We start from the raw sequence: 22,206 nt of genomic DNA on the forward strand, positions 1-22,206 counted from the left end.
ACTGTAGTGATAAACTCTTCAACGGGCATGACTGAAACCTTCTTTTTTGCTTTTTACTGCTTTTAATAGCAGAAAGCAGGTTCAGTCATGTCTCCTTATGCAAACCTAAAAGTCGCACATGGCGTAAAAGGATGTAAAAGAACGATGGATTGACGGTATTTTTTCAGGATATGACGTTGATAGAGTAGTGGATGGCTATTTTATTCAGTCAAGGCTGAGGGAAATGGGGCGTTTAAGGCTTAATCTCTGGCTAAATGGTTATGAGAGATGCAAAGCTGAAAAACTCAATTTACATAATCATCTGAGACGTGTCGAAGATAGGGTAAAGCCTATCCAGATCAGGTGAGCTTAAAGAGCCTGACTCTGAAACTCCGTAAAATATGTTGTTACTTCTTCACATGAACTACCACATAGCAGATCTTGCTGTTATCTCTGCTATGTGGTGCTTTTAGATTGTTTAGTTAGCAACAATATTCACAAGTTTGCCGGGAATCACAATTACCTTGCGGACTGTCAGACCATCGGTGAACTTAGTGACGTTATCGTGCTCCAGAGCCAGCTTCTCAATGGCATCTTTATCCAGACCTGCTGGAACTTCCAGTTTCGCACGAACCTTGCCATTGACCTGAACCACCAGAGTGATGGCATCTTTTTTCAGGGCTTCTTCGTCAGCTACTGGCCATGAAGCATCCAGTACGGACTCAGAGTGCCCCAACGACTTCCAGATGCTGTGCATGGCGTGAGGTGCGATAGGTGCCAGCATCAGCGTGGTTGCCTCAATGGCTTCACGCATTACCGCGCGGTCCTGATCGGTGCTCACCTGGAACTTGTTGATTGCGTTGTTCAGTTCCATGATTGCAGCAATTGCCGTATTGAATGTCAGGCGGCGCTCACAGTCATCCGAAACCTTATTGATGGTTTCATGCACTTTGCGACGCAGATCCTTTTGCTCTTTTGTCAGAGCATTCAGATCAAGAGCAGTTACATCACCACTGGCAATATGTTCTGCTGCCTGCTTCCAGAAGCGACGCAGGAACCGGTTGGCACCTTCGACAGCACTCTCGGACCACTCCAGCGTTTGCTCGGGTGGCGCTGCGAACATGGTGTACAGGCGGATAGTGTCGGCACCGTACTGATCAATCAGGTCCTGAGGGTCGATACCGTTGTTTTTGGATTTGGACATCTTGCTCATGCCCGCATGTTCAACAACGTCACCGGTCTCTTTCAGGGTAGCCTTAACCAGGCGCCCTTTATCGTCAAACTCACTGTCGACATCAGTCGGGGCAATCCACTGCTTAACGCCTTTCTCGTCAACCTTGAAGAAGGTGTCAGCCAGTACCATGCCCTGGCAGAGCAGGCGTTTGAATGGTTCATCGCTTTCGACCAGGCCCGCATCACGAAGCAGTTTGTGATAGAAGCGGGAGTAGAGCAGGTGCATAACTGCATGCTCGATACCACCGATGTACTGATCTACAGGCAGCCAATAGTTAGCCTGCTCAGGGTTCAGCATCTGGTCATCAGACTTTGGCGAACAGTAACGGGCGTAGTACCAGCTGGACTCCATGAACGTGTCAAAAGTATCGGTTTCACGGGTGGCAGGCTGGCCGTTGTGGGTGGTTTTTGCCCACTCTGGATCCGCTTTGATCGGAGACTGAACACCATCCATTTCCACGTCTTCTGGCAGCAGTACCGGCAGGTCTTCCAGTGGAACAGGAATTTCAGTACCGTCTTCCAGGTAGCGCATCGGGATTGGCGCTCCCCAGTAACGCTGACGGCTCACACCCCAGTCACGGAGACGATAATTCACCTGGCGCTCACCTTTGCCTTCAGCAATCAGCCGATCGGCAATGGCATTGAATGCCTCTTCTGAAGTCAGGCCGTCAAACTCGCCAGAGTTAACCAGCTTACCTTTTTCGGTAAACGCCGCTTCGCTGAGATCAACCGCTTCGCTATTGGCAGGTTCGATAACCTGTTCGATCGGCAGACCAAAACGAGTGGCAAATTCATAGTCACGCTGGTCATGGCCGGGAACGGCCATGACCGCACCAGTACCGTAATCCATCAGTACGAAGTTGGCCGCCCATACGGGCACTTCACGACCCGTAATTGGGTGAATGGCGCGGATGCCAGTATCGACACCCACTTTCTCCATGGTCGCCATCTCTGCTTCGGTCACCGCATTGGATTTGCAGTCCTGAATAAATGTGTCAAGCGCAGGGTTATTGACCGCTGCAGCTTTGGCCAATGGGTGTTCTGAGGCAATGCCTACGTAGGTCACACCCATCAGGGTGTCAGGGCGGGTGGTGTAAACCTTGAACTCTTGAGGAGCACCTTCAGGCGCGTTGGCAACCTTAAAGGTCATCTGTACACCTTCAGAACGGCCGATCCAGTTGCGCTGCATGGCCTTAACCTGCTCTGGCCAGTGTTCGAGCTTGTCGAGGTCGGACAGCAGTTCATCCGCGTAGGCTGTGATTTTGACAAACCACTGTGGCAGCTCTTTGCGCTCAACCACGGTGTCACAACGCCAGCATCGGCCATCTTCAACCTGCTCGTTGGCCAGTACGGTCGCGTCGTTTGGACACCAGTTAACGGTGGCCATTTTTTTATAGACCAGACCTTTTTCGTAGAGCTGAGTGAAGAACCACTGTTCCCACTTGTAGTAGTCCGGTTTACAGGTCGCCAGCTCACGGTTCCAGTCATAGCCAAAGCCCAGACGCTTTAGCTGGCCTTTCATGTAATCGATGTTTTCGTAGGTCCAGGGTGCTGGTGCGGTCTTGTTTTTGATGGCCGCATTTTCTGCAGGCAGACCAAACGCATCCCAGCCCATGGGCTGCAGGACATTTTTGCCCCGCATGCGCTGGTAACGTGAAATCACATCACCAATGGTGTAGTTACGAACGTGTCCCATGTGCAGCCGACCACTGGGGTACGGGAACATGGAGAGGCAGTAATACTTCTCTTTACTGTTATCTTCGGTGACAGCAAAGCTGTCATTGTCTTCCCAGAATTTCTGGGCTTCGCTCTCAATCTGATGCGGTTGGTAATGCTCTTCCATCATCGCTCAACAGGCTTAATGTAAAGGATCGCTTTGATGCTTTCTTGAAAGCAGTCTAGTGAGAAAAGCTTTATGAAAACCAATCAAAGAGTCAGGGAAACTAATAACCCGCTAGGATACAACACTGCCTGCTCAACTGCACTTTTCCTGTTGATTTATCCGCATAGGTTGTCCGGCATTGATCCATATCATCCGGCCTGATTGTCAGTATTTGGTAAGGTGATGATGCTTTTTTTGGTCTTCATCATCAATTCATACTCACTTTCTGGAAAACATAATGAGCGATATAGCGATATCCATATCGATCTTGTCGCTGGTGGCTGTGCTGGGCCTTTGGATAGGCAACTGGCGCATCCGCGGCATCGGTATGGGCATAGGCGGTGTTCTGTTTGGAGGCATTCTGGTGGGGCACTTTGTCTACCAGATGGATATCCACCTGGACAGTCACACTCTGGAGTACATCAAAGAGTTTGGCCTGATTCTTTTTGTTTACACCATTGGTATTCAGGTGGGCCCCGGCTTCTTTTCATCATTGAAAAGCAGTGGTCTGAAGTTGAATGCCTTTGCTGCAGGGCTGGTACTGCTGGGTGGTGTGGTCGCTACCGTACTTCACCTGATGTTTGATGTTCCCCTGCCCGTTGTGCTGGGTGTTTATTCGGGCGCTGTGACGAATACACCTTCTCTGGCGGCAGGCACTGGTATTCTGGCAGAGCTTGGGACACCAGAAAGCATGCTGGCACTGCCAGGTTCTGCGTACGCCGTTGCTTACCCGTTTGGTATCTGTGGGATTCTGCTGAGCATGTGGTTTATCCGGCGGCTATTCAAGATAGACGTTAACCAGGAAGCGGAAGAATTTGAGAAAGTGTCCGGTTCAGGAAAGGAAAGCCTCTATACCATCAATATCGCCATTCGAAACCCGAATATTGATGGTCTGGCGCTGCAGGATATTCCAGGGCTGAATGATGGAGAGCTGGTCTGTTCCCGACTGAAACGGAGTGAGGAACTGGTTGTTCCCAAAGGTGATACAACCGTGGAACTGGGGGATATTCTCCACCTGGTTGGCAGTCGACAGAAATTGCAAAATGCCCGGCTTATTCTTGGGGAAGAGGTGGATGCCTCTCTAACGACGAAGGGAACCGAACTGCGAACCTCCCGGGTTGTGGTAACCAACGAGAAGGTACTGGGCAAAAAGCTGATCGATCTTAAATTCAAACAGCGCTATGACGTCGTGGTTTCACGCCTGAACCGCTCCGGTGTTGAACTGGTGCCGAACCGGGATGCCACGTTGCAGTTTGGTGATATCCTGAACCTTGTAGGTCGCCCTGAGTCTATTGATGCCGTTGCCAACCAGGTGGGTAATGCTCAGCAGAAGTTGCAGCAGGTTCAAATGATGCCGGTGTTTATCGGTATTGGTCTGGGAATCCTGCTGGGTTCTATTCCACTGCATATCCCGGGCTTGCCAGCGGCACTTAAGCTGGGTCTGGCGGGTGGACCACTGCTGGTGGCGTTGATCCTTGGTCGAATAGGCAGTATTGGACGTCTATATTGGTTTATGCCGCCCAGTGCCAACCTGGCGTTGCGGGAGATCGGTATTGTTCTGTTTCTGGCGGTGGTTGGTTTGAAGTCCGGAGAAAACTTTGTCGATATTCTGGTCAATGGGGATGGCCTTCAGTGGATGATGTACGGTGCAGTGATCACTCTGGTTCCATTGCTGGTGATAGGCATTACCAGTCGTATGTTTGGCGGGCTTAACTACCTGAGCATTTGTGGCATGCTGGCGGGTTCTATGACCGACCCTCCTGCACTGGCTTTTGCCAACAGCCTGCATGAAAAGTCGGGAGCTGCAGCACTATCTTACGCTACGGTTTATCCTCTGGTAATGTGTTTGAGAATTCTTTCACCGCAGATACTGGCGGTCTTGCTATGGGGGATCGTTTAACAGGAATTAGCCTGTAACCATTATGATTACAGGCTTGAAGTAAAATATTAACGCTGAGCAATAGCTTCAATTTCTACCAGTGCATCTTTCGGCAGGCGGGCGACTTCTACGCAGGAACGGGCAGGATAACCGGCACCCAGATCGTCAAAGAACGTCTGGTAGACTTAATTAACGGTGGCAAAGGTATTCAGGTCTTTCACAAATACCGTCATTTTAAACACGGAGTTCATGGTCAGACCGGAAGCTTCAATAATAGCCTGAACATTTTTCAAAGACTGCAGAGCTTGTGCGGCAACGTCTTCAGGCATTTCTCCGGTCGCCGGGTCAATTGGCAGCTGACCGGAGGTAAATACCAGAGAGCCGGTATCTACCGCCTGTACATAGGGACCGATAGCCGCAGGTGCTTTTTCTGTATTGATTGCTTCAACCATTACTTCTTCCTTTTTGTTAATGAATGGTTGTCTGACACGTGGTCGAGTGATTTAACCCTTACTCTATCAGACAACCGGTTGGTGAAAACATTCAGACTGATTTTGAGGTCATGATTTTCAAAATCATCCGGTCGGTTTCCCGCATTCCCTGATTACCTAAAAGACCAAGGTTATCAATGGTTTCCTCAACACTCCCGGCAATAATGCCTTCCTGCCCGGAAACACGAATATTATTGATGGCCATCAGGGATGCCTTCACAGCGGCTCCGGCAGAGGTGGAGACTTTCATGGAGCAACAGGCTTTTGCACCGTCACAGAAAATACCGGCAATATCACCCACCATATTAAAGATGGCGCATTCGACCTGCTCAAGCTCGCCACCGAGCAGCCAGGTAATCCCACAGCTGGCACCAGTTCCGGCCGTCGTGGCACCGCACATGGCGGAGAGGGTATCCAGGTGGGTTTTGATATAAATGGCAATCAAATGGCTGAGTATCAGTGCCCTGGCCAGCTTTTCTTCATCGCATCCAAGATGGTCAGCAACCGCCACCACGGGCATGGTAGCCGCGATTCCCTGGTTACCACTGCCGGAATTACTCATGGCGGGAAGCATGGCTCCATCCATTCGTGCATCAGAAGCGGCCGATGAGCGCATCATGGCAAGGGTGATCAGGTCTTCAGACAACAGCCCCTGGGAAATATTCTGTTGCAGTGTTCTGCCCACTTTGAGTCCATAACTACCACTCAATCCTTCAGCGGATATGGTTTGATTCAAACAGGCAGCATCGAGAATAAAACGAATTTTGTCGTACGGAGCCTGAGTGGCAAACTTGTAAATGCTGGCTACCGATAATGTTGCCGAAGAAGCGTCATTATGGGATTCATCATTTTTTTCCTGGGTAGAAAAAACAGTTTTCCCATCGAGTTCTTTCAAAACTACCTGAGTGTGGTGATCCTTAATAATGACTCGAGCATGGTGTTCCCCCCTGGAAACCAAGACCTCACTGTACAGTACTTCTGGAACCTCCTTGATCTGGACACTGACCTGACCGCTATCTAGCATGATTTTTGCCCGACTGACATGCTCTGGAGTAATGTTTTTCAGTACTTCCAGTCCTGCCCCAGGATCGCCACCAACAGCTCCTGCAGCCGCAGCGATAGGAAGCCCGACCATTCCTGTGCCCGGAACGCCAACGCCCATGCCGTTTTTCATTAAATTTCCGCTGACGTATACCTGAATCTGGTCAGGCAATTCATTCAGCAGCTCAACGGCCAGCGCGGTTGCGTAAGCTGTGGATATGGGTTCAGTACAGCCAAGGGATGGAATAACGTTGTCCTGTAAAATCTGGATGTACTGTTCCCATTCAGGGCGCCACCCTTCAGAAGGCCTCATGTAAGGATCCTTTAATACGTCTGATGCAAAATAAGGCGCTCATTTTGTGGGTGTTGAAAGTGTTATTTTCCGCAGAAATGAGGCAGGTGTAGAAATTTTGTTCTGATTGTATAGAAAGAGGTGAGGCTGTTTTTTGATGTCCATCATGACAGCCTTGTTTTTAGTATCCCCCATTACGGCAAGAGAGTTCAGGTCTTTGCCTGATAGCTAAAGGCACCCTATTATTCGATAAATAACTCAGGTTCTTTTTGGTACTGAAAATTCCTTACTGCGGAGTATGTTGAGCATGAACCGTTTCTTTGAAAGAACAACGTTTGCAGTGGGTCTCGCACTATTGAGCTCAATAGTGCTGACAGGTTGTACCTCCCTGGCTGAAAAACAGGCAGAAAAAGCTGGTCCTGCAGACACTGCTGTTTCAAACAATGAGCGAAAAGCGATGACTCTTGTTTATGACTGTGAACAGGGCTTTCAATTCATTGCCAGTATTGAGAGGGACCCTAATGGCGCAAATGCCTGGGTGTTTCTACCGGGAGAGACTGTTAAGTTACCGGTTGTGGTCTCGGCATCCGGCGCAAAATTCAGTGATGGTAAGATCACCTACTGGAGTTCAAAAGATGGAGCGCTACTTGAATATAATGGAAAAGAGTACAAACAGTGCAAGGTAAATAGAAAGCAGTCCATCTGGGAAGATGCAAAGCTGAGAGGTGTTGATTTCAGGGCGGTAGGGAATGAGCCCGGATGGACTCTGGAGATCAGAAACAGCGAGCAGATCTTGTTTGTCACTAATTATGGCCAGGACCGTTACGTCTTTCCTGCACCTGAGCCCGTCAGCAATGCAGCAACACGCACCACAGAATATAAAACCAGCGCTGCTGGGAGGGCTCTTACTGTTACCCTGAAAGGTAAGCGGTGTGATGACACCATGGCGGATGATGAGACTTATCCAACGACTGTGACAGTTCAGTTTGATGGTCGGCATTACATGGGATGTGGTATGCCACTGCACTAAATCTGTAGGGATGCAGAAGTTCTGCAATGTAATTCAGCATATAAAGGCACTGAGTGATTAAGGTTCTTCTTAGTGTGTCTGTGACTTTGTAGCATTAAAAAAATAACTTCAGCAGAGCCTCAATCACTTCTCAACTCTTTACTGGGTGATATCGGGGTTGGCAACCGGAAGACCACGAGGTAAGTGGAAACGATAAACGTCAGGATTGCAGCCCCTTCGATCAGTAATGCCGTCTCCTGCTGAATTCTTCCTGCCGTCATGGCGCCATAGGCCAGTAGTAGTGAGAACTCACTGCTCTGGCCTAAACGTAATCCCATCTCTCCCGCATTATCATTTCGCTCTCCTGCCAAGTGCTTCAACAGGTACTTAAACAATATGGGTTTGGTGATTAATACGATCGCTGATGTTAATAGAATGGCCATCAACAAATGGCTTTTCAGAATCGGATCAAACTGGGCACCTACCGAAAAAAAGAACAGAATCAGAAAGAACTCCCTTAATGGTTTCAAACCCTCAGCAATAAACAGAGAAATAGGCGATGTGGCAATACTGACTCCTGCGATAAAGGCACCAATTTCATGGGACAAGCCAAAAGACTCGGCCAGTTGAGCTGCAGTGAGGCACCAGCCCAGGGACACCAGAAATATATACTCAGAAATAATATCGAAACGCCCCATGAGAGGGAGCAACACATATCGGACAAAACACCAGGCTCCCAGGGCAAATACACAGGTTTTCAATGGCAGTAACATTGCGTCGATATGAGCGCCTCCGTTGCTGCTGTAAAGTACAAGAATGGTCAGAATGGCCAGAATATCTTCGAACAGCAGGATGCTGATCATCACTTCACCGGTTCTTTTGTGGTGCAATGTTGTGGTCGGGATCAGTTTTAAGCTGAGCACCGTACTGGAAAAGGAAAGGGCCAGGCCTGCGATTAACGCTTCTATCAGAGGAAAGCCAAAAAGAAGGACAAGAACAGCCCAGACCATGACTCCAATAGCACTCAGGCAAAGAAAGGTTACCAGTGCCGTTTGTTTCAATTGTTTGAGCAGATTTCTTGGGTGAAGGTGCAGACCAAGCAGAAACATCAGCAGAATAATGCCCATGGTAGAGACTGCTTCGATATGCCCATCATTGATGACCACATTAAGGCCATAGGGGCCAACCAGCATACCAAGGCATATATAGGCAAGAATGATCGGCTGCTTCAGCCAGACAAACAGGGTGCCCAGTAAGGATGCACCACCAAATATGACGGCCATTTCCAGAACAAGATGCTCAAACGGTCCTTGCACAGCGTAAACCTTATCGTTGAAACTACGGGATTCTTCAGGATAGTTGATCAAACAGGTTGGGATTGCCCGATTTTCAGGTAGGGAGCCTATTGGGTCTTTCAGAAAAAACAAGTGGACTCTTTTATTTTTCATGTTACTGATTTGGCTGATCATAATGGGATTGATGTTTAAGTCATGGGTTGCCTGGCTGGTTCTGGCTATTCTTTATTTGTTCTCTACCCAGCCGGTTGCATCGCTGCTTATTCAGAGCCTTGAGCGTTACCCGGTCTTCAATCCAGAGCAGACACAGCCTGTTAAGCCTCAGGTCGTTGTGATTCTTGGTGGAGGTTTACCTCGTCTTAGTCCGGAGATGTCGGGCTTTCGTCCTTCCATGTTTACTCTGGAACGGCTTCGGTATGGCGCATGGTTGAGTCGTCAGACTGAGCTTCCTGTTATGGTCAGTGGCGGTGGTTTTCGGCCGGAGGCAGTCATCATGGCAGACAGCCTTAAAAGTGATTTTGGTGTAGAAACCCGGTGGTTGGAGGATCAAAGTACTACAACCTGGGAAAATGCGGTTTATGCTCGTGAAATGCTGCCTGAGGATATTCAGTCTGTTTTACTCGTGACCCATGGCTGGCATATGTCCAGGGCTGCTCTCAGCTTTGAAAGAGCCGGCTTTCATGTGGTTCCGGCACCGGGTATGCTGGCCGATGCTTCAAAAGACACTTTCCGTATCAGCCGGTGGTTGCCCAGTGCCCGTTATTTGAGTGAAAGTGAACGTGCTTTCAGAGAGTATGCAGGGTATTTATGGTATTGGCTGATCTATCGTCACTGACGAGTTGCTTTTAACCACGAAGATCACAAAGTTCACGAAGAAAGGAAAGACTGTCTTTTTCTTCGTGAACTTTGTTGTTTATAAGAGAGAGCTTTCACTCAGCTAAGCCGCCTTTTGTTAGCAGTATGGGATCCAGCAGCTTTTTAAGTTCTGACTCACTCAGGTTGGTCTTCTCTTTTGCGACCTCAAGTACTGAGCGCTTTTCTGCATAGGCCAGCTTGGCGATTTCAGCGGCTTTCATATAGCCAATTATCGGGTTCAATGCAGTAATCAGGATGGGGTTTTTGTAGAGCGACTCGTCTACATTTTCTTGTTTTACTTTAAAGTCAGCCAGTGCTTTATCCGCCAGTAGTCGACAGCTGTTGGATGCCAGAGTAATACCTTTGATCAGATTACTGCCTATCATGGGTAGCATGGTATTTAATTGAAAATTACTGGACTGGGCACCAATGGTGATTGCAGTGTCAAAGCCCGTTATCTGGGCTGAAGCCATCAATACTGACTCACAGATAACCGGGTTCACTTTTCCCGGCATGATGCTTGAACCGGGTTGCAGAGCTGTCAGCTCTATCTCTCCCAGCCCGGCCAGAGGCCCACTGTTCATCCAGCGGAGATCATTGGACACTTTGGTTAATGTGGTTGCCAGGCTTTTTAATATTGACGAAAGCTCAAGTGCTGCTGATGGCAGGCTTAACGATGCAAAGAAGTTATCACTGGGTTTAAAGGTGATACCCGTTGTCTGGTTCAGGTGCTCACAGACTTTTATGGCAAAGTCCTGGTGAGTATTGGTACCCGTCCCCACGGCAGTGCCACCGATGGCCAGAAGGTTAAGTCTTTCCGTACTTTGTTGAAAACGTTGCCGGTCCTGGAGAACCAGTGCTTTCCAGCCACTGATTTCCTGCTCAAAGGTCAGCGGCATGGCATCCATTAAATGAGTCCTGCCGGTTTTGACGATACCGCTGAGCTCCTGCTCCCGCTGGTCCAGAATCTTCAACAGATGGTCCACCGCAGGCATTAGCTGATGCTTTACCATTTCTGAGGCTGCCACATGGATGGCAGAGGGGATCACATCGTTACTGCTTTGCCCCATATTGATGTGGTCATTGGGCGATATGTCGAGGTTCGTCTTGCGTTTAACCAGCTGAGCAATAACCTCGTTCACATTCATATTACTGCTGGTGCCGGAACCGGTCTGATAAATATCCACCGGAAACTGCTGATCATAGGTTCCGGGAAAGTTTCCCTGAATCACCTGGTCACAGGCTCTGGCAGTGGCATTGGCAAACTCTTCGGACAGCAGCCCCAGTTCATGATTGGCTTTTGCTGCAGCCTGCTTTATCTGTGCGATAGCCCTTATAAACGTAGGTGGGAGCGGCTGGTGGCTGACATGGAAGTTGTTAACGGCCCGCTGTGTCTGGGCTCCATAGAGTGCTTCAACAGGTACAGATACTTCACCAAGGCTGTCTTTTTCGATCCGGGCTCTGTCTGGCATGATCAGGGACCTTAATAAGCAGAAAGCCTCATAGAGTGTCTGACAAGCTGAGGCTTCTGATGGCTTTCGGGATGGTTGTTCGTTTGGGTAAGTCTTATATCGGGAGTTCAGCCAGTAAGTATAGGAGCTTAGTCAGAGGGTTAGGGGAAGCTAATTTGAAACCATAAGGTATAAAGTATTTGACTGATGAATGGCTCAGCCGGGTTCAGGTATCACCTTTGAGCCCCTTTGCTCTGATGGGTGAGAAGTCATCCTGTCTTTTTGTCTCTCTATTTCTCTAAGCCATCGAATGATCGGATACCACTGTTCAAGCTCTTTTCGATAACGCAGTAAATTTGGCTTATCAAAGATGCCAATACCGTTTTCTGATGCATGGACATAGGTTTGACTGTCTCTTACTGTTCCAATAAACGGGATATCCAGAGAATTCAAAAAAAGCATCAGCCTTCCGTAGGCTTTGGTATTCAGGCGGCAGCGGTTTGCGATCACTGCGATCCTGCAGTTTACACGCTGCCTTCTTAGGTTGATCAGTAAACTGCCAATAAATAACGTGACGGCTTTAATATCAAAGGATGAGGGTAAAACAGGAATTAATATCACATCATTTTTACGAATTTCAGCCATATTTTCTAATATTTTTACCCCGGCAGGTGTATCTGTAACCACCACCTGGGTACCGGCTTCAGGCTTTCGTTGAAACACATTGGTCATGCCTGTTTTTGTTTTACTGGCTTCAATGACCTGAGGTTTCCCCAGCGACTCCTGCCGTTTTTCTGCCCAGAATGCACTGGACCCCTGGGGATCCATATCGATCAATGCCGTTTTCATCCCGCGAGACAGGTAGTAACTGATCAGGGTGGTGGTCAGTGTGGTCTTGCCCGCACCACCTTTAGAGTTCATAACCAGTATTCTCATTGTTTTATCTCTGGCAAATCAAAGCCGGTTTTTTGGAAAAATAAAATCAAATGGTTAGTGAATATTGGTAGTGAAAGTCAAAACTCGTTGTGCTTTTCATTTTTTGGTTGCATACACAGCCTCATCGGCTGCTTTGGTTAACACTCCAGTATCCATGTCACTTAACAGGCACATCGCAGTGTCAATAGGTGAGCCAGTTTTTCAGCAAATTGCCAGGCCTCCTGTACTGATAAGTTCTTGAGAATACAGGATTGAACCCACAGTTGTTGTTTGCTGCGGCCGCTTTTATCTGGAGGTAGTTGTGATATAGCGGGTCTTTCTGAGCCAGCATGCTTCACCCAAAGTTCTCGCATAGGATCAACATGAAACTTTGTTTAGAAAAAATGATCAATTACAGGGCAATTACCTATAAATTGAGGAGTGATTATGGACTCTTTGCCATCGTCATTAGCAAATTCCCCGAGAACTAGCCCTATTCCTGAGGCAGTTGCCAGCAATACTGAAGTGTACTCTGCAGGTGCTCGTGTTTTTCTTGAATCTAACACCTTTGGAGCTTATGTCGGTGCAGCGAAAGGAGTTGTTCAAGAGGCACTGAAAAATTCCGTGTCTGAATTGCCAGCTTACAGCCTGCCTCATGAATTGACCCTTGGACACATGGCCTGTCTGGCTGCAGATGCTTCAGGCTTAGAGCTTTTAAAAAGGCTGGTTGAGATTCCTGAGTTAGCTAAACAGTTAACCCAGTCATGTAAAGCTATTCCGGTTGAGGAGATTGCTGTTTTGGACCCTAAAGGGGATCCAGTAATGCCAGCAATCAATAAAGACGATGCATTGAATTTTGCTTTATTCAGAGGGTGGAAAGAGGGTGTTGAATTTATAATTAAGGAGCTTACGAAAGATGATAACAAGCTGGAAGCTACTTCTAATGGTACTGGCAATAGCCCGGTGAACTTGGCCGCTGGTAAATGTGACCTGGAGGTAATGGTACTGCTTTGTGCTTCTTTTGACGAAAGTGCTGCTTCTGATCTGAAAAATCGCCAGACATCTCCCGGAGGAAGCACGCCTCTTCACAGTAACGTAAGAACAGGTATGCCTGAAGTGTGCGAGTGGTTGTTAGATAATGGGGCTGAGAAAAGTATTTCGCTTAAAGATAAAGGCGGGCTCACTCCTTATGACCACTTAAAAAACAGGCTTCAAGAACAAAGGATGAACGCAGAGGAAATTGTTAAATGGGAAAAACTTCTTCCAAGATTGGATCCAAAGCACCAAGAAGTTGAAATAGACTTGTCTCAAACGATGGGGGCCCTCAAAGTATGAGAGCCTTTCACTTAACTTTTTCCTTTGTATTTTCGTGTACGCAGTGGCAAGGCGATCATCAGTAAGCTGATAAGGAGGGTAGGCCAAGAGCCAAAAGTCATAAATGGCGTCTGGCCTTCCCGAACCTCAGCTGAAGATGACAGCACTCCACTGGTAAAGCGCGGAATGGTTTCTATCACCCCCCCCTTTTCATCAATCAGAGCGGTAATTCCATCATTGGTGGCACGGATCATATAGCGCCCGGTTTCCAGTGCACGCATACGGGCGATCTGGAAGTGCTGGACAGGGCCTATGGATTTGCCAAACCAGGTATCGTTACTGATGGTAATCAGCAGTCCACTCTCTTGAGCCATTTGTGCGGCAAAATCCGGGTAGACCACCTCGTAACAGATATAGGGAGCAATTTTTACCTCACCAGCCCTGAGTAAGGTTTGCTCTGAATCACCGCGGGAGAACTCCGACATTGGGAGGTTAAAGAAATCAATCAACCCCCGCAGTATGGATTCCATGGGGACATACTCACCAAAGGGCACCAGTTTCTGTTTATCGTAGCGGCCAGGGCCTTCAGTGGGTGAATAGCCTTCCCCCATCGACAGAATACTGTTGAAGTAACGGGTTTCACTGCCAGAGTTATCATCCACCGGCATGCCGAGAATCAGAGTGCTGTTGTTCTGACGAGCCAGTCTGTCCAGATGCGTCATCAAGCCCTGGGCACGGTTGTAAAACAGTGGGATGGCATTTTCCGGCCAGATAATCAGTTCCTGCTCCCACTGGTCTTCACTCAGGCCAATGTATGTACTGATGGTGGAGTGAATATAGTCAGGGTCCCACTTCAGGTTCTGGGGAATATTACCCTGTATGGCACTGAACGATAGGTCTCCCGTTTTCTCTGTCCATTGAATGTTGGTCAGTGGCCACGCCAGTCCCCAGCAGCCAAGGAAGATGAGTAAGGCAATAATATTGGGGGTTCGCTGCTGTTTCGCTGGAATAGCCAGGGCAAACAACAGGCAGGCTGTGGCTACAATCAGCAGGCTTAAGCCATAAGTTCCAATAACTGGAGCCAGGGCCGCAAATGGCGTGTCCAGGAGCGCATAGCCAGACAGCAGCCATGGAAAGCCCGTCAGCAGCCAGCTGCGAACCGACTCAAATAGAACCCACAGGCCGGAAAACACTAATGCCTGCTGCCATGGGTGAAGTCGGCTTGCGCTAGCTTGCTCAGCCTTTCGTTGATTCAACCAGCTATACAGCAGAAAGACCGGCATGATCATCAGGGCGGAAATGCCCAGGACAAAAAGTCCGGTCAGCAGCCCTGCCAGTATGGGAGATGCAGCACCAAATTCGTGGATACTGACGTATATCCAGGATGTGCCAGCCCCAAACATACCGACACCAAAAAGAAAGCCGCAAAGTGTTGCCGCCTTGATGGGCAGAGTTCGGGTCAGAAGAAAGATAATACCAATGGCCAGCATGGGAGCTGGCCAGAAATCAAAAGGGCTGAAGCCCAGGGGGAGGGCTGCACCTGCTGCCAGCGACAGCAGGTAACGCACGATCTGTAGAGATGAACGGGCAGGCATCAGCAGGGAGTTACCCGTAGCAGTCGAATCCGACGACCATCGGCATTCAGTACATCAAAACGGAAGCCGGAAATCTCCACGGACTCATTACGGGTTGGCATATGACCAAATTCCTGCATCACAATACCACCAATGGTATCGAACTCATCATCCGGGAACTTGGTGGCAAACTGCTCGTTAAAGTCTTCAATGGGCGTCAGCGCTTTAACAATAAAAGCGTGCTCAAGGTCGTCGGCTGGTTTGATAAAGGTATCTTCATCAACATCCGTTTCATCTTCAATGTCGCCCACTATCTGCTCAAGCACATCTTCAATGGTGACCAAGCCGGCAACACCACCAAACTCATCAATGACAATGGCCATGTGGTTACGGTTGGTACGGAACTCCCTGAGCAGAACATTGAGGCGTTTGCTTTCCGGGATAAACGTCGCTTGGCGTAAATGATTTTTGATGTTGAACTTGCTGCCAGTGTTGAGGATCAGTGGGAGCAGGTCTTTGGCAAGCAGGATACCAATGACTTCATCCTTGGTATCGCCAATAACAGGAAAGCGGGAGTGGGCAGACTCAATAACCTGGGGAAGAAATTCTTCGGGGTTCTGGTCTTCGTCAACACAGACCATCTGGGAGCGGGGAATCATGATTTCACGGACCTGCATGTCCGCAACCTGAACTGCGCCTTCAATGATGCTCAGTGCTTCATCATCCAGCATGCCCCGACTTCCAGCGTCTCTCAGCATCCCCAGAAGTGCATTGCGGTCTTTGGGATCCTGGTGAAACATGCTGGTCAGTTTGTCCATCCATGATGGTGACGGATGATCTTCCGTCGAATGGTCGTCGCTCATTGCCCTCTGTCTTCACGGCTGTGCCCACTGAATGTCAGTGGGCGGTTTACTGAATGTGAAATGTAACTCATTGCCCGGAGCTTTTCAGGTTTACTCTTTATCCTGATAGGGATCAGGATAGCCAAGCTGACCAAGAATTTCCGTCTCCAGAGACTCCATTTCTTCGGCTTCCTGATCGTCAATGTGATCATAGCCAAGCAAGTGAAGTGTGCCATGAACAATCATATGAGCCCAGTGGGAATTGAGACTTTTTTTCTGTTCAATGGCTTCCCGCTCAACAACAGGGACGCAGATAATCAAATCCCCCAGTAATGGCAACTCCAGTTCGGCAGGAAGATCGGAAGGAAAAGACAGAACATTGGTTGGCCCCTCCTTGCCCCGCCACTGGCGGTTCAGCTCAGCACCTTCCTCCTCATCAACAATCAGCAGGCTGATTTCAGCTTCCTGACGGTGCTGGCCAACCGCTGCAGCAGCCCACTTTTCCAAATCACTCTGTTCGGGAAGCGGTGAGCTGGTGCTGTTAATCATCACATCAATATGAACCGTGGCCATTACTGCACGCCTTTGGATGATGAGGAGCCTTCAGCCGAGTGAGAGTCTTCAGCTTTGGGAGTGGAAGATTTTTTTACAGGCCGAGCCCTTTGGCCTGCTGACTGCTCCTGGGTCAGTTTGTCAAAGCGGTCATAGGCCTGAACAATCCGTTGTACCAGAGGGTGGCGGACCACATCTTTGGCGGTGAACCAGGTAAAGCCAATGCCTTCGACACCCTTGAGAACGTCAATAGCACTGGCAAGACCGGAGCGAGTGCCTCTTGGCAAGTCAACCTGTGTGATATCACCAGTAATGACAGCGGTAGAACCAAAGCCGATACGAGTCAGGAACATCTTCATCTGCTCTTGAGTGGTATTCTGGGACTCATCAAGAATGATAAATGAATTATTCAGTGTGCGACCACGCATATAGGCAAGAGGGGCAACTTCAATAACATTCTTCTCTATCAGTCGGTCAACCCGCTCAAAACCAAGCATTTCATATAGGGCATCATAGAGAGGCCTCAGATAAGGGTCGATTTTCTGGGACAGGTCTCCCGGCAGGAAGCCCAGTTTTTCCCCAGCTTCAACGGCAGGGCGTACCAGTAGGATGCGGCGGATCTGCTCTTCTTCCAGCGCCTGCACTGCAGCGGCAACCGCCAGGTAGGTTTTACCGGTACCCGCCGGCCCAATGCCGAAGTTGATATCGTGCTGCAGAATCGATTTTACATAGTTTTGCTGGTTAGGCCCCCGGGGAGTAATCAGACCTTTACGGGTACGTAGAGATATCAGTTTGTCTTCGGGCTCTTCATGTATCCATTCAATGGCAGATTCCTGCAGGAACAGGTGAACCGTGTTAGGGCTGAGTGGTTCGTCCTTGCCGGTTTCCCTGAAGAGGCGTTTTACTACCTCGCCCGCTACGTCAGCACGGTCGCTATCGCCGCTGATAGCAAAGGTATTGCCGCGGTGGCGGATGGTAACTCCGAGCCGTTCTTCGATTTGTTTCAGATGCTGGTTAAATTGTCCGCAGAGTTCAGCAAACCTCAGCGGTTCATCTGGCTCGAGAGAAAAGCGGCAGACGTTTTGGGGAGTGGCGCTTTGGCCAGGGGCGTCACGACTTCCGGGAAAGTCCTGTCCTTGTATATTGGTATTCAAAGTCAGTATTTAGCCTTTACTGCAGTTGTATTCAAATAAGATATTACGATGGACACTGGGTGTAAGCCAGCCCAGGGGCTGTTGATGTTTCGCATTGTGTCTGGCGAAAACGCAACGGACCCTGAGAGACAACCTGATTCTTGGACAGCGGATTCCAAATAGGGAAAAAGAGACACTCGGTCTCTTTTTCAGTGAATCAGGCAACGCTTTCAAGCTCGGAGCTGATCAGTGTGCCACGCAGAGAATGAGGCAACGCTTCAACAATCTCAACATCGGCAAAATGGCCAATCAGGCGAGGATCAGTGCATTGGAAGTTCACCACCCGGTTGCACTCTGTACGTCCTGATAATTGCCCTGGATCTTTCTTGGAGTAGCCGGTTACCAGAATCTTCTGGGTACTGCCGACCAGGCGTCGACTGATTTGAATAACCTGTTGATTAATGCGGTTCTGCAGGATCTGCAGGCGCTGTTTCTTCACTTCCTCGGGAACATTGTCTTCCATGTCGGAAGCCGGAGTGCCAGGTCGTTTACTGAAGATAAAGCTGAAAGAGGCATCAAAGCCCACTTCGGCAATCAGGTTCATGGTATCTTCAAAGTCCTGATCGGTTTCCCCCGGGAAGCCGACGATGAAGTCTGAAGAAAGCTTCAGGTCAGGGCGGATCACCAGCAGCTGTCGGATCTTCTTCAGGTAGTCTTCAGCGGTGTGTTCCCGCTTCATCAGTTGCAGAACCCGGTCTGAACCACTTTGTACTGGCAGGTGCAGATGGCTGACGAGTTCAGGGACTTCTGCGTAGACATTGACCAGGCTGTCCGAAAACTCCAGTGGATGAGAGGTGGTAAAGCGGATACGGTCAATCCCGTCAATGGCTGCCACCAGGGTGATCAATTCCGCCAGGTCACAGACAGTACCATCGTGCTTTTCACCACGAAAGGCATTTACGTTTTGTCCCAGCAGGTTGATTTCCCGAACGCCTTTTTCTGCCAGACCGTAACATTCAGCAATAACATCATCCATTGGACGGCTGATTTCTGCACCACGGGTATAGGGCACGATGCAGTATGTGCAGTACTTGTCACAGCCTTCCATAATGGAAACAAATGCCGTTGGACCATCGACACTGGGTTCTGGCAGACGGTCAAACTTTTCAATTTCCGGGAAGGTAACGTCGACGACAGGAATATGATTGGCCTTGCTGGCGTCAATCATTTCCGGTAAGCGGTGCAGGGTCTGTGGGCCAAATACCACATCCACCTGAGGTGCACGCTTACGGATCTCATCACCTTCCTGGCTGGCGACACAGCCGCCAACCCCAATGATCAGGTCTGGGTTCTTTTCTTTGAGTTTTCTCCAGCGACCCAGCTGGTGGAAGAGTTTTTCCTGAGCCTTTTCCCGAACGGAACAGGTGTTCACCAGCAGGACATCCGCTTCTTCCGGGTTGTCCGTCAGCTCTAGGGTATGGGTCTCGCCGAGCAGATCGGCCATACGGGCGGAATCGTACTCGTTCATCTGACAACCGTGAGTCTTGATATACAGTTTTTTGCTCATTTCACACTTTACTGGCTTGTGCTCTGGAGCTTGTCTGGAAACAGTCTGCCCTGCTTTGACTGCCGGGAATTGGCCTATAAATCTGATTTCTCTCGTCAAATAGCGTTGCTATTCCCCTCGAAAAATCGAATTTCTATTCTCAATTCCCAGCAGCCTCATAACGGGCGCTGTTCCCAGGCAAGCTCCAAAGGGCTCAAACCTGCAGCGAGGCTAAGCCTGTTGTTCGTAAACCGGGCATTATAGCTACCCAGCACCATGGAGGATAGTCAATGATATGTCCGGTTAAACAGTGATTGCATAGGCCGGGTTGTGGTCATTGCAGAGTCTGGCAGTGGGATGACGAATAATAGACCCTGTCAGGTTTGTACATTTCCAGTGTATTTAAGCAAACCATTGCGGTCAGGCTTTGTGTTATGATCTGCGCCCAGAAATCCTATTGTCAGCTTAAGCCGAAAAACGCTTGGGCAGAATTAACGTGGTATTAGAACCTAATGGCGAAAACCCCCATTTTCCGTGTGATTTTTCAAAATCAGGGCGAAGTGTTTGAAATCTATGCCCGCCAGATCTTCCAGAGTGAACTCTGGGGCTTCATAGAGGTTGAGGAGTTTGTCTTCGGTGAGCGCAGTCAGCTTCTGGTTGACCCGGGTGAAGAGAAGCTCAAGGCAGCCTTTGAGGGGGTTAAGCGCAGCTATATTCCTCTGAATACGATTATTCGTATTGATGAGGTGGAAAAAGAGGGAACGGGCAAGGTGTCTGAAGCGAAAGGGGATAATGTTCGACCTTTTCCTGTGATGCCGCATATTCCCAGCAGGGATTGATTTAGGGGGGGATATCCCCCCTTTTGCTGATGGGTTACTTCATGCTTTCACTTCTGGGTCAGGCCGATACCTGACTGTCGTTTTGATATCGGTTTTTAAAGAGTAGATACAGACCACTACTCAGCAGAAGGTTGCCAAGCCCAATCAGGTACCGGAATAAATCCAGCCTGAGGTAGCCGGCCAGTGTGCCTTCCGTTCCGATAATCAACGCACCGGTAAAATAGCTGGCAACTGAAGCAATGATCAGCCACTTTGGGCCAGACTCTACCGATGAACGTAATAGCAGATATAATGCGAAAATCAGCAGTACTGCCATTTGCAGATCGCGGTAAATGATGTCTACACCGTACCATCGACAGACTTCGTAAACGACGCACACTCCCAATATCAGCCTGCCCCAGGCTGCCCGACTCCAGCTGCTGACGGTAACGCCAAGACAGGTTGCAATTCCTGTCAGTGGAGGGGCAAGAAACATGGCGGCATTGACCAGCATTTCGTGCGGGCCAGCCCAGGCACTGGAGATACCATAACGCAGGCTACCCGTAATGGATGCCAGTGCCATTAGCAGGAATCCCAACAGCGCAGCAGTGGCAGAAAAGCGATGTACTTCAGCAAAACCCTTTTGCTGTGCCATCAGGAATACAGCGAAAAGGCAGGCAAAGGCCAGTACGGCATCGGAAATGGCCAGAGAACTCATTGTTTGCAAGACGGTGTAACCATTGGATTATTTTCTACCTGGAGAGAACAAACAAGGCAGGTGTATGCAATTACTCCATACCTCGTTCTCTATCTACTGATTCAGCTCAGCCGGGCGAATGCTTTCTCTGCCGCCTTCAATGTGGCGTCCAGTTCTGCCTGACCATGGGCAATGGAAATGAATCCAGCCTCAAATGCTGAGGGCGCCAAGTATACGCCATTATCCAGCATGCCATGGAAGAATTTGGCATAACGGTCAGTATCACACGCCATCACTTTGGCAAAACAGTCGACATTTTGCTGCTCTGTGAAAAATAGACCGAACATGCCGCCTACCTGAGACGTGGTGAAAGGAATACCGGCGATTTCTGCTTTTTCCTTCAGGCCTCTCAGCAGGGTAGCTGTTTTCTCAGTCAGGGCTTCATGAAAACCGTGGGTAGAGAGGTTTTCCAGTGTTGCCAGGCCAGCCGCCATGGCCAGAGGGTTGCCAGAGAGTGTTCCGGCCTGATACACAGGACCCAGTGGCGCCAGATGTTCCATAATGTCTCTTCGACCACCAAAAGCACCCACCGGCAGGCCACCGCCAATAATTTTACCCAGAGTTGTCAGGTCGGGCTTTACGCCGTAATAGGCTTGTGCACCACCGAGAGCAACACGGAAGCCAGTCATAACCTCGTCAAATATAAGAACAGTGCCGTATTCATCACAGAGCATGCGCAACCCTTCCAGAAAACCAGGGGCTGGTGGAATGCAGTTCATGTTGCCGGCTACTGGCTCAATGATGATGCAGGCAATTTCATCACCTACCTGTTTGAAAGTGTCTTCAACCTCGGCAAGGTTGTTGTAGGTCAGAGTGATGGTTTTTTCGGCCAGCGCGGCGGGTACGCCCGGTGAATTGGGTACACCCAGAGTCAGAGCTCCTGAACCTGCTTTTACCAGCAGGGAGTCAGAGTGACCATGGTAGCAGCCTTCAAACTTGACGATTCGATCACGGCCGGTAAAGCCGCGAGCCAGACGAATGGCACTCATGGTCGCTTCTGTACCGGAGTTGACCATGCGCAGAAGTTCCATGGAAGGAACCATCTCCCGTACCATTTTGGCCAGTCGGGTTTCCAGCTCGGTTGGCGCACCAAAACTCAGGCCGGCAAGTGCCTGATCACGAACAGCAGCGATCACATCCGGGTGGTTGTGACCCAGTATCATAGGCCCCCAGGAGCCGATGTAGTCAATATATTCCCTGCCATCCACATCATAAAGATGCGCACCCCGGGCTTTTTTAAAAAAGATGGGCTTACCGCCAACTCCTTTAAATGCTCTGACCGGTGAGTTTACCCCCCCGGGGATGACCGTCTGGGCATCTTCAAAAAGTTCTTCCGAACGAGACATGG

General features: G+C 49.4%; 17 protein-coding genes and 1 pseudogene. 5 read left to right on the forward strand and 13 right to left on the reverse strand.

All coding sequences use genetic code 11. From position 1 onward, the window contains the following. Positions 1-457: 457 nt before the first annotated feature. Entirely contained in the window at positions 458-3,055 is a 2,598-nt protein-coding gene (gene leuS, locus AK963_RS08075; RefSeq protein ID WP_066014978.1) for a leucine--tRNA ligase, read from the reverse strand. A 277-nt stretch (positions 3,056-3,332) separates the two neighbouring features. On the opposite strand from leuS, the gene AK963_RS08080 reads away from it, so the two are divergent. After that, the gene (locus AK963_RS08080) at positions 3,333-4,994 is read left to right on the forward strand and encodes a putative transporter (RefSeq protein ID WP_066014944.1); all 1,662 of its coding nucleotides are present in this window, start codon (positions 3,333-3,335) and stop codon (positions 4,992-4,994) included. Between the two features lie 47 nt (positions 4,995-5,041). On the opposite strand, the pseudogene AK963_RS08085 reads toward AK963_RS08080, so the two are convergent. Further along, positions 5,042-5,425, reverse strand: a pseudogene (locus AK963_RS08085) (RidA family protein). A 91-nt stretch (positions 5,426-5,516) separates the two neighbouring features. After that, positions 5,517-6,818: an L-cysteine desulfidase family protein gene (locus AK963_RS08090; protein ID WP_066014946.1), complete on the reverse strand. Its 1,302-nt coding sequence runs from the start codon at positions 6,816-6,818 to the stop codon at positions 5,517-5,519. Positions 6,819-7,104: 286 nt separating this feature from the next. Between AK963_RS08090 and AK963_RS08095 the strand changes: the two genes are divergently transcribed. Then, positions 7,105-7,827 (forward strand): MliC family protein, encoded by a 723-nt coding sequence (locus tag AK963_RS08095; protein ID WP_175404472.1) that lies wholly within the window; start codon positions 7,105-7,107, stop codon positions 7,825-7,827. A gap of 119 nt (positions 7,828-7,946) precedes the next feature. On the opposite strand, the gene AK963_RS08100 is transcribed toward AK963_RS08095, so the two are convergent. Next, on the reverse strand, positions 7,947-9,122 hold the full coding sequence (locus tag AK963_RS08100) for a cation:proton antiporter (RefSeq protein ID WP_238593666.1): 1,176 nt from the start codon (positions 9,120-9,122) through the stop codon (positions 7,947-7,949). 163 nt (positions 9,123-9,285) lie between these two features. Here AK963_RS08100 and AK963_RS08105 point away from each other — a divergent pair, with 163 nt between their 5' ends. Then, positions 9,286-9,936 (forward strand): YdcF family protein, encoded by a 651-nt coding sequence (locus AK963_RS08105; protein ID WP_238593667.1) that lies wholly within the window; start codon positions 9,286-9,288, stop codon positions 9,934-9,936. A 94-nt stretch (positions 9,937-10,030) separates the two neighbouring features. On the opposite strand, the gene AK963_RS08110 is transcribed toward AK963_RS08105, so the two are convergent. Next, positions 10,031-11,428 carry a class II fumarate hydratase gene (locus AK963_RS08110; protein ID WP_066014949.1) on the reverse strand — a complete coding sequence of 466 codons (1,398 nt, stop codon included), beginning with the start codon at positions 11,426-11,428 and terminating at the stop codon, positions 10,031-10,033. 195 nt (positions 11,429-11,623) lie between these two features. Then, complete coding sequence (locus AK963_RS08115; RefSeq protein ID WP_066014950.1) at positions 11,624-12,343, reverse strand: nucleotide-binding protein; 720 nt, start codon at positions 12,341-12,343, stop codon at positions 11,624-11,626. A 426-nt stretch (positions 12,344-12,769) separates the two neighbouring features. Here AK963_RS08115 and AK963_RS08120 point away from each other — a divergent pair, with 426 nt between their 5' ends. Next, positions 12,770-13,657, forward strand: a complete 888-nt coding sequence (locus tag AK963_RS08120; RefSeq protein ID WP_066014951.1) for an ankyrin repeat domain-containing protein — start codon at positions 12,770-12,772, stop codon at positions 13,655-13,657. Positions 13,658-13,668: 11 nt separating this feature from the next. Here the strand turns inward: AK963_RS08120 and lnt are convergent, their stop codons facing one another. The 5 genes from lnt to miaB all read right to left on the reverse strand — a co-directional run bounded on the left by lnt (position 13,669) and on the right by miaB (position 19,304). Continuing rightward, the gene (gene lnt / locus AK963_RS08125) at positions 13,669-15,231 is read right to left on the reverse strand and encodes an apolipoprotein N-acyltransferase (protein ID WP_066014952.1); all 1,563 of its coding nucleotides are present in this window, start codon (positions 15,229-15,231) and stop codon (positions 13,669-13,671) included. After that, positions 15,231-16,073 (reverse strand): HlyC/CorC family transporter, encoded by an 843-nt coding sequence (locus AK963_RS08130; protein WP_066014955.1) that lies wholly within the window; start codon positions 16,071-16,073, stop codon positions 15,231-15,233. Before AK963_RS08130 ends, lnt begins: the two co-directional genes overlap by 1 nt. Positions 16,074-16,163: 90 nt before the next feature. Next, positions 16,164-16,625: an rRNA maturation RNase YbeY gene (ybeY, locus tag AK963_RS08135; protein WP_066014957.1), complete on the reverse strand. Its 462-nt coding sequence runs from the start codon at positions 16,623-16,625 to the stop codon at positions 16,164-16,166. Continuing rightward, positions 16,625-17,758: a PhoH family protein gene (locus AK963_RS08140; protein ID WP_066014958.1), complete on the reverse strand. Its 1,134-nt coding sequence runs from the start codon at positions 17,756-17,758 to the stop codon at positions 16,625-16,627. The genes ybeY and AK963_RS08140 overlap by 1 nt, the downstream gene beginning before the upstream one ends. Before the next feature lie 196 nt (positions 17,759-17,954). Continuing rightward, positions 17,955-19,304, reverse strand: a complete 1,350-nt coding sequence (gene miaB, locus AK963_RS08145; RefSeq protein WP_066014959.1) for a tRNA (N6-isopentenyl adenosine(37)-C2)-methylthiotransferase MiaB — start codon at positions 19,302-19,304, stop codon at positions 17,955-17,957. A 491-nt stretch (positions 19,305-19,795) separates the two neighbouring features. On the opposite strand from miaB, the gene AK963_RS08150 reads away from it, so the two are divergent. Beyond that, entirely contained in the window at positions 19,796-20,122 is a 327-nt protein-coding gene (locus AK963_RS08150; RefSeq protein ID WP_066014960.1) for a DUF1820 family protein, read from the forward strand. Between the two features lie 58 nt (positions 20,123-20,180). On the opposite strand, the gene AK963_RS08155 is transcribed toward AK963_RS08150, so the two are convergent. Beyond that, positions 20,181-20,828 carry a hypothetical protein gene (locus AK963_RS08155; protein ID WP_139117309.1) on the reverse strand — a complete coding sequence of 216 codons (648 nt, stop codon included), beginning with the start codon at positions 20,826-20,828 and terminating at the stop codon, positions 20,181-20,183. Positions 20,829-20,920: 92 nt separating this feature from the next. Continuing rightward, on the reverse strand, positions 20,921-22,204 hold the full coding sequence (hemL, locus tag AK963_RS08160; protein WP_066014964.1) for a glutamate-1-semialdehyde 2,1-aminomutase: 1,284 nt from the start codon (positions 22,202-22,204) through the stop codon (positions 20,921-20,923). Positions 22,205-22,206: the final 2 nt, after the last annotated feature.

This window comes from Endozoicomonas atrinae (assembly GCF_001647025.1).
Lineage (GTDB): Bacteria > Pseudomonadota > Gammaproteobacteria > Pseudomonadales > Endozoicomonadaceae > Endozoicomonas > Endozoicomonas atrinae.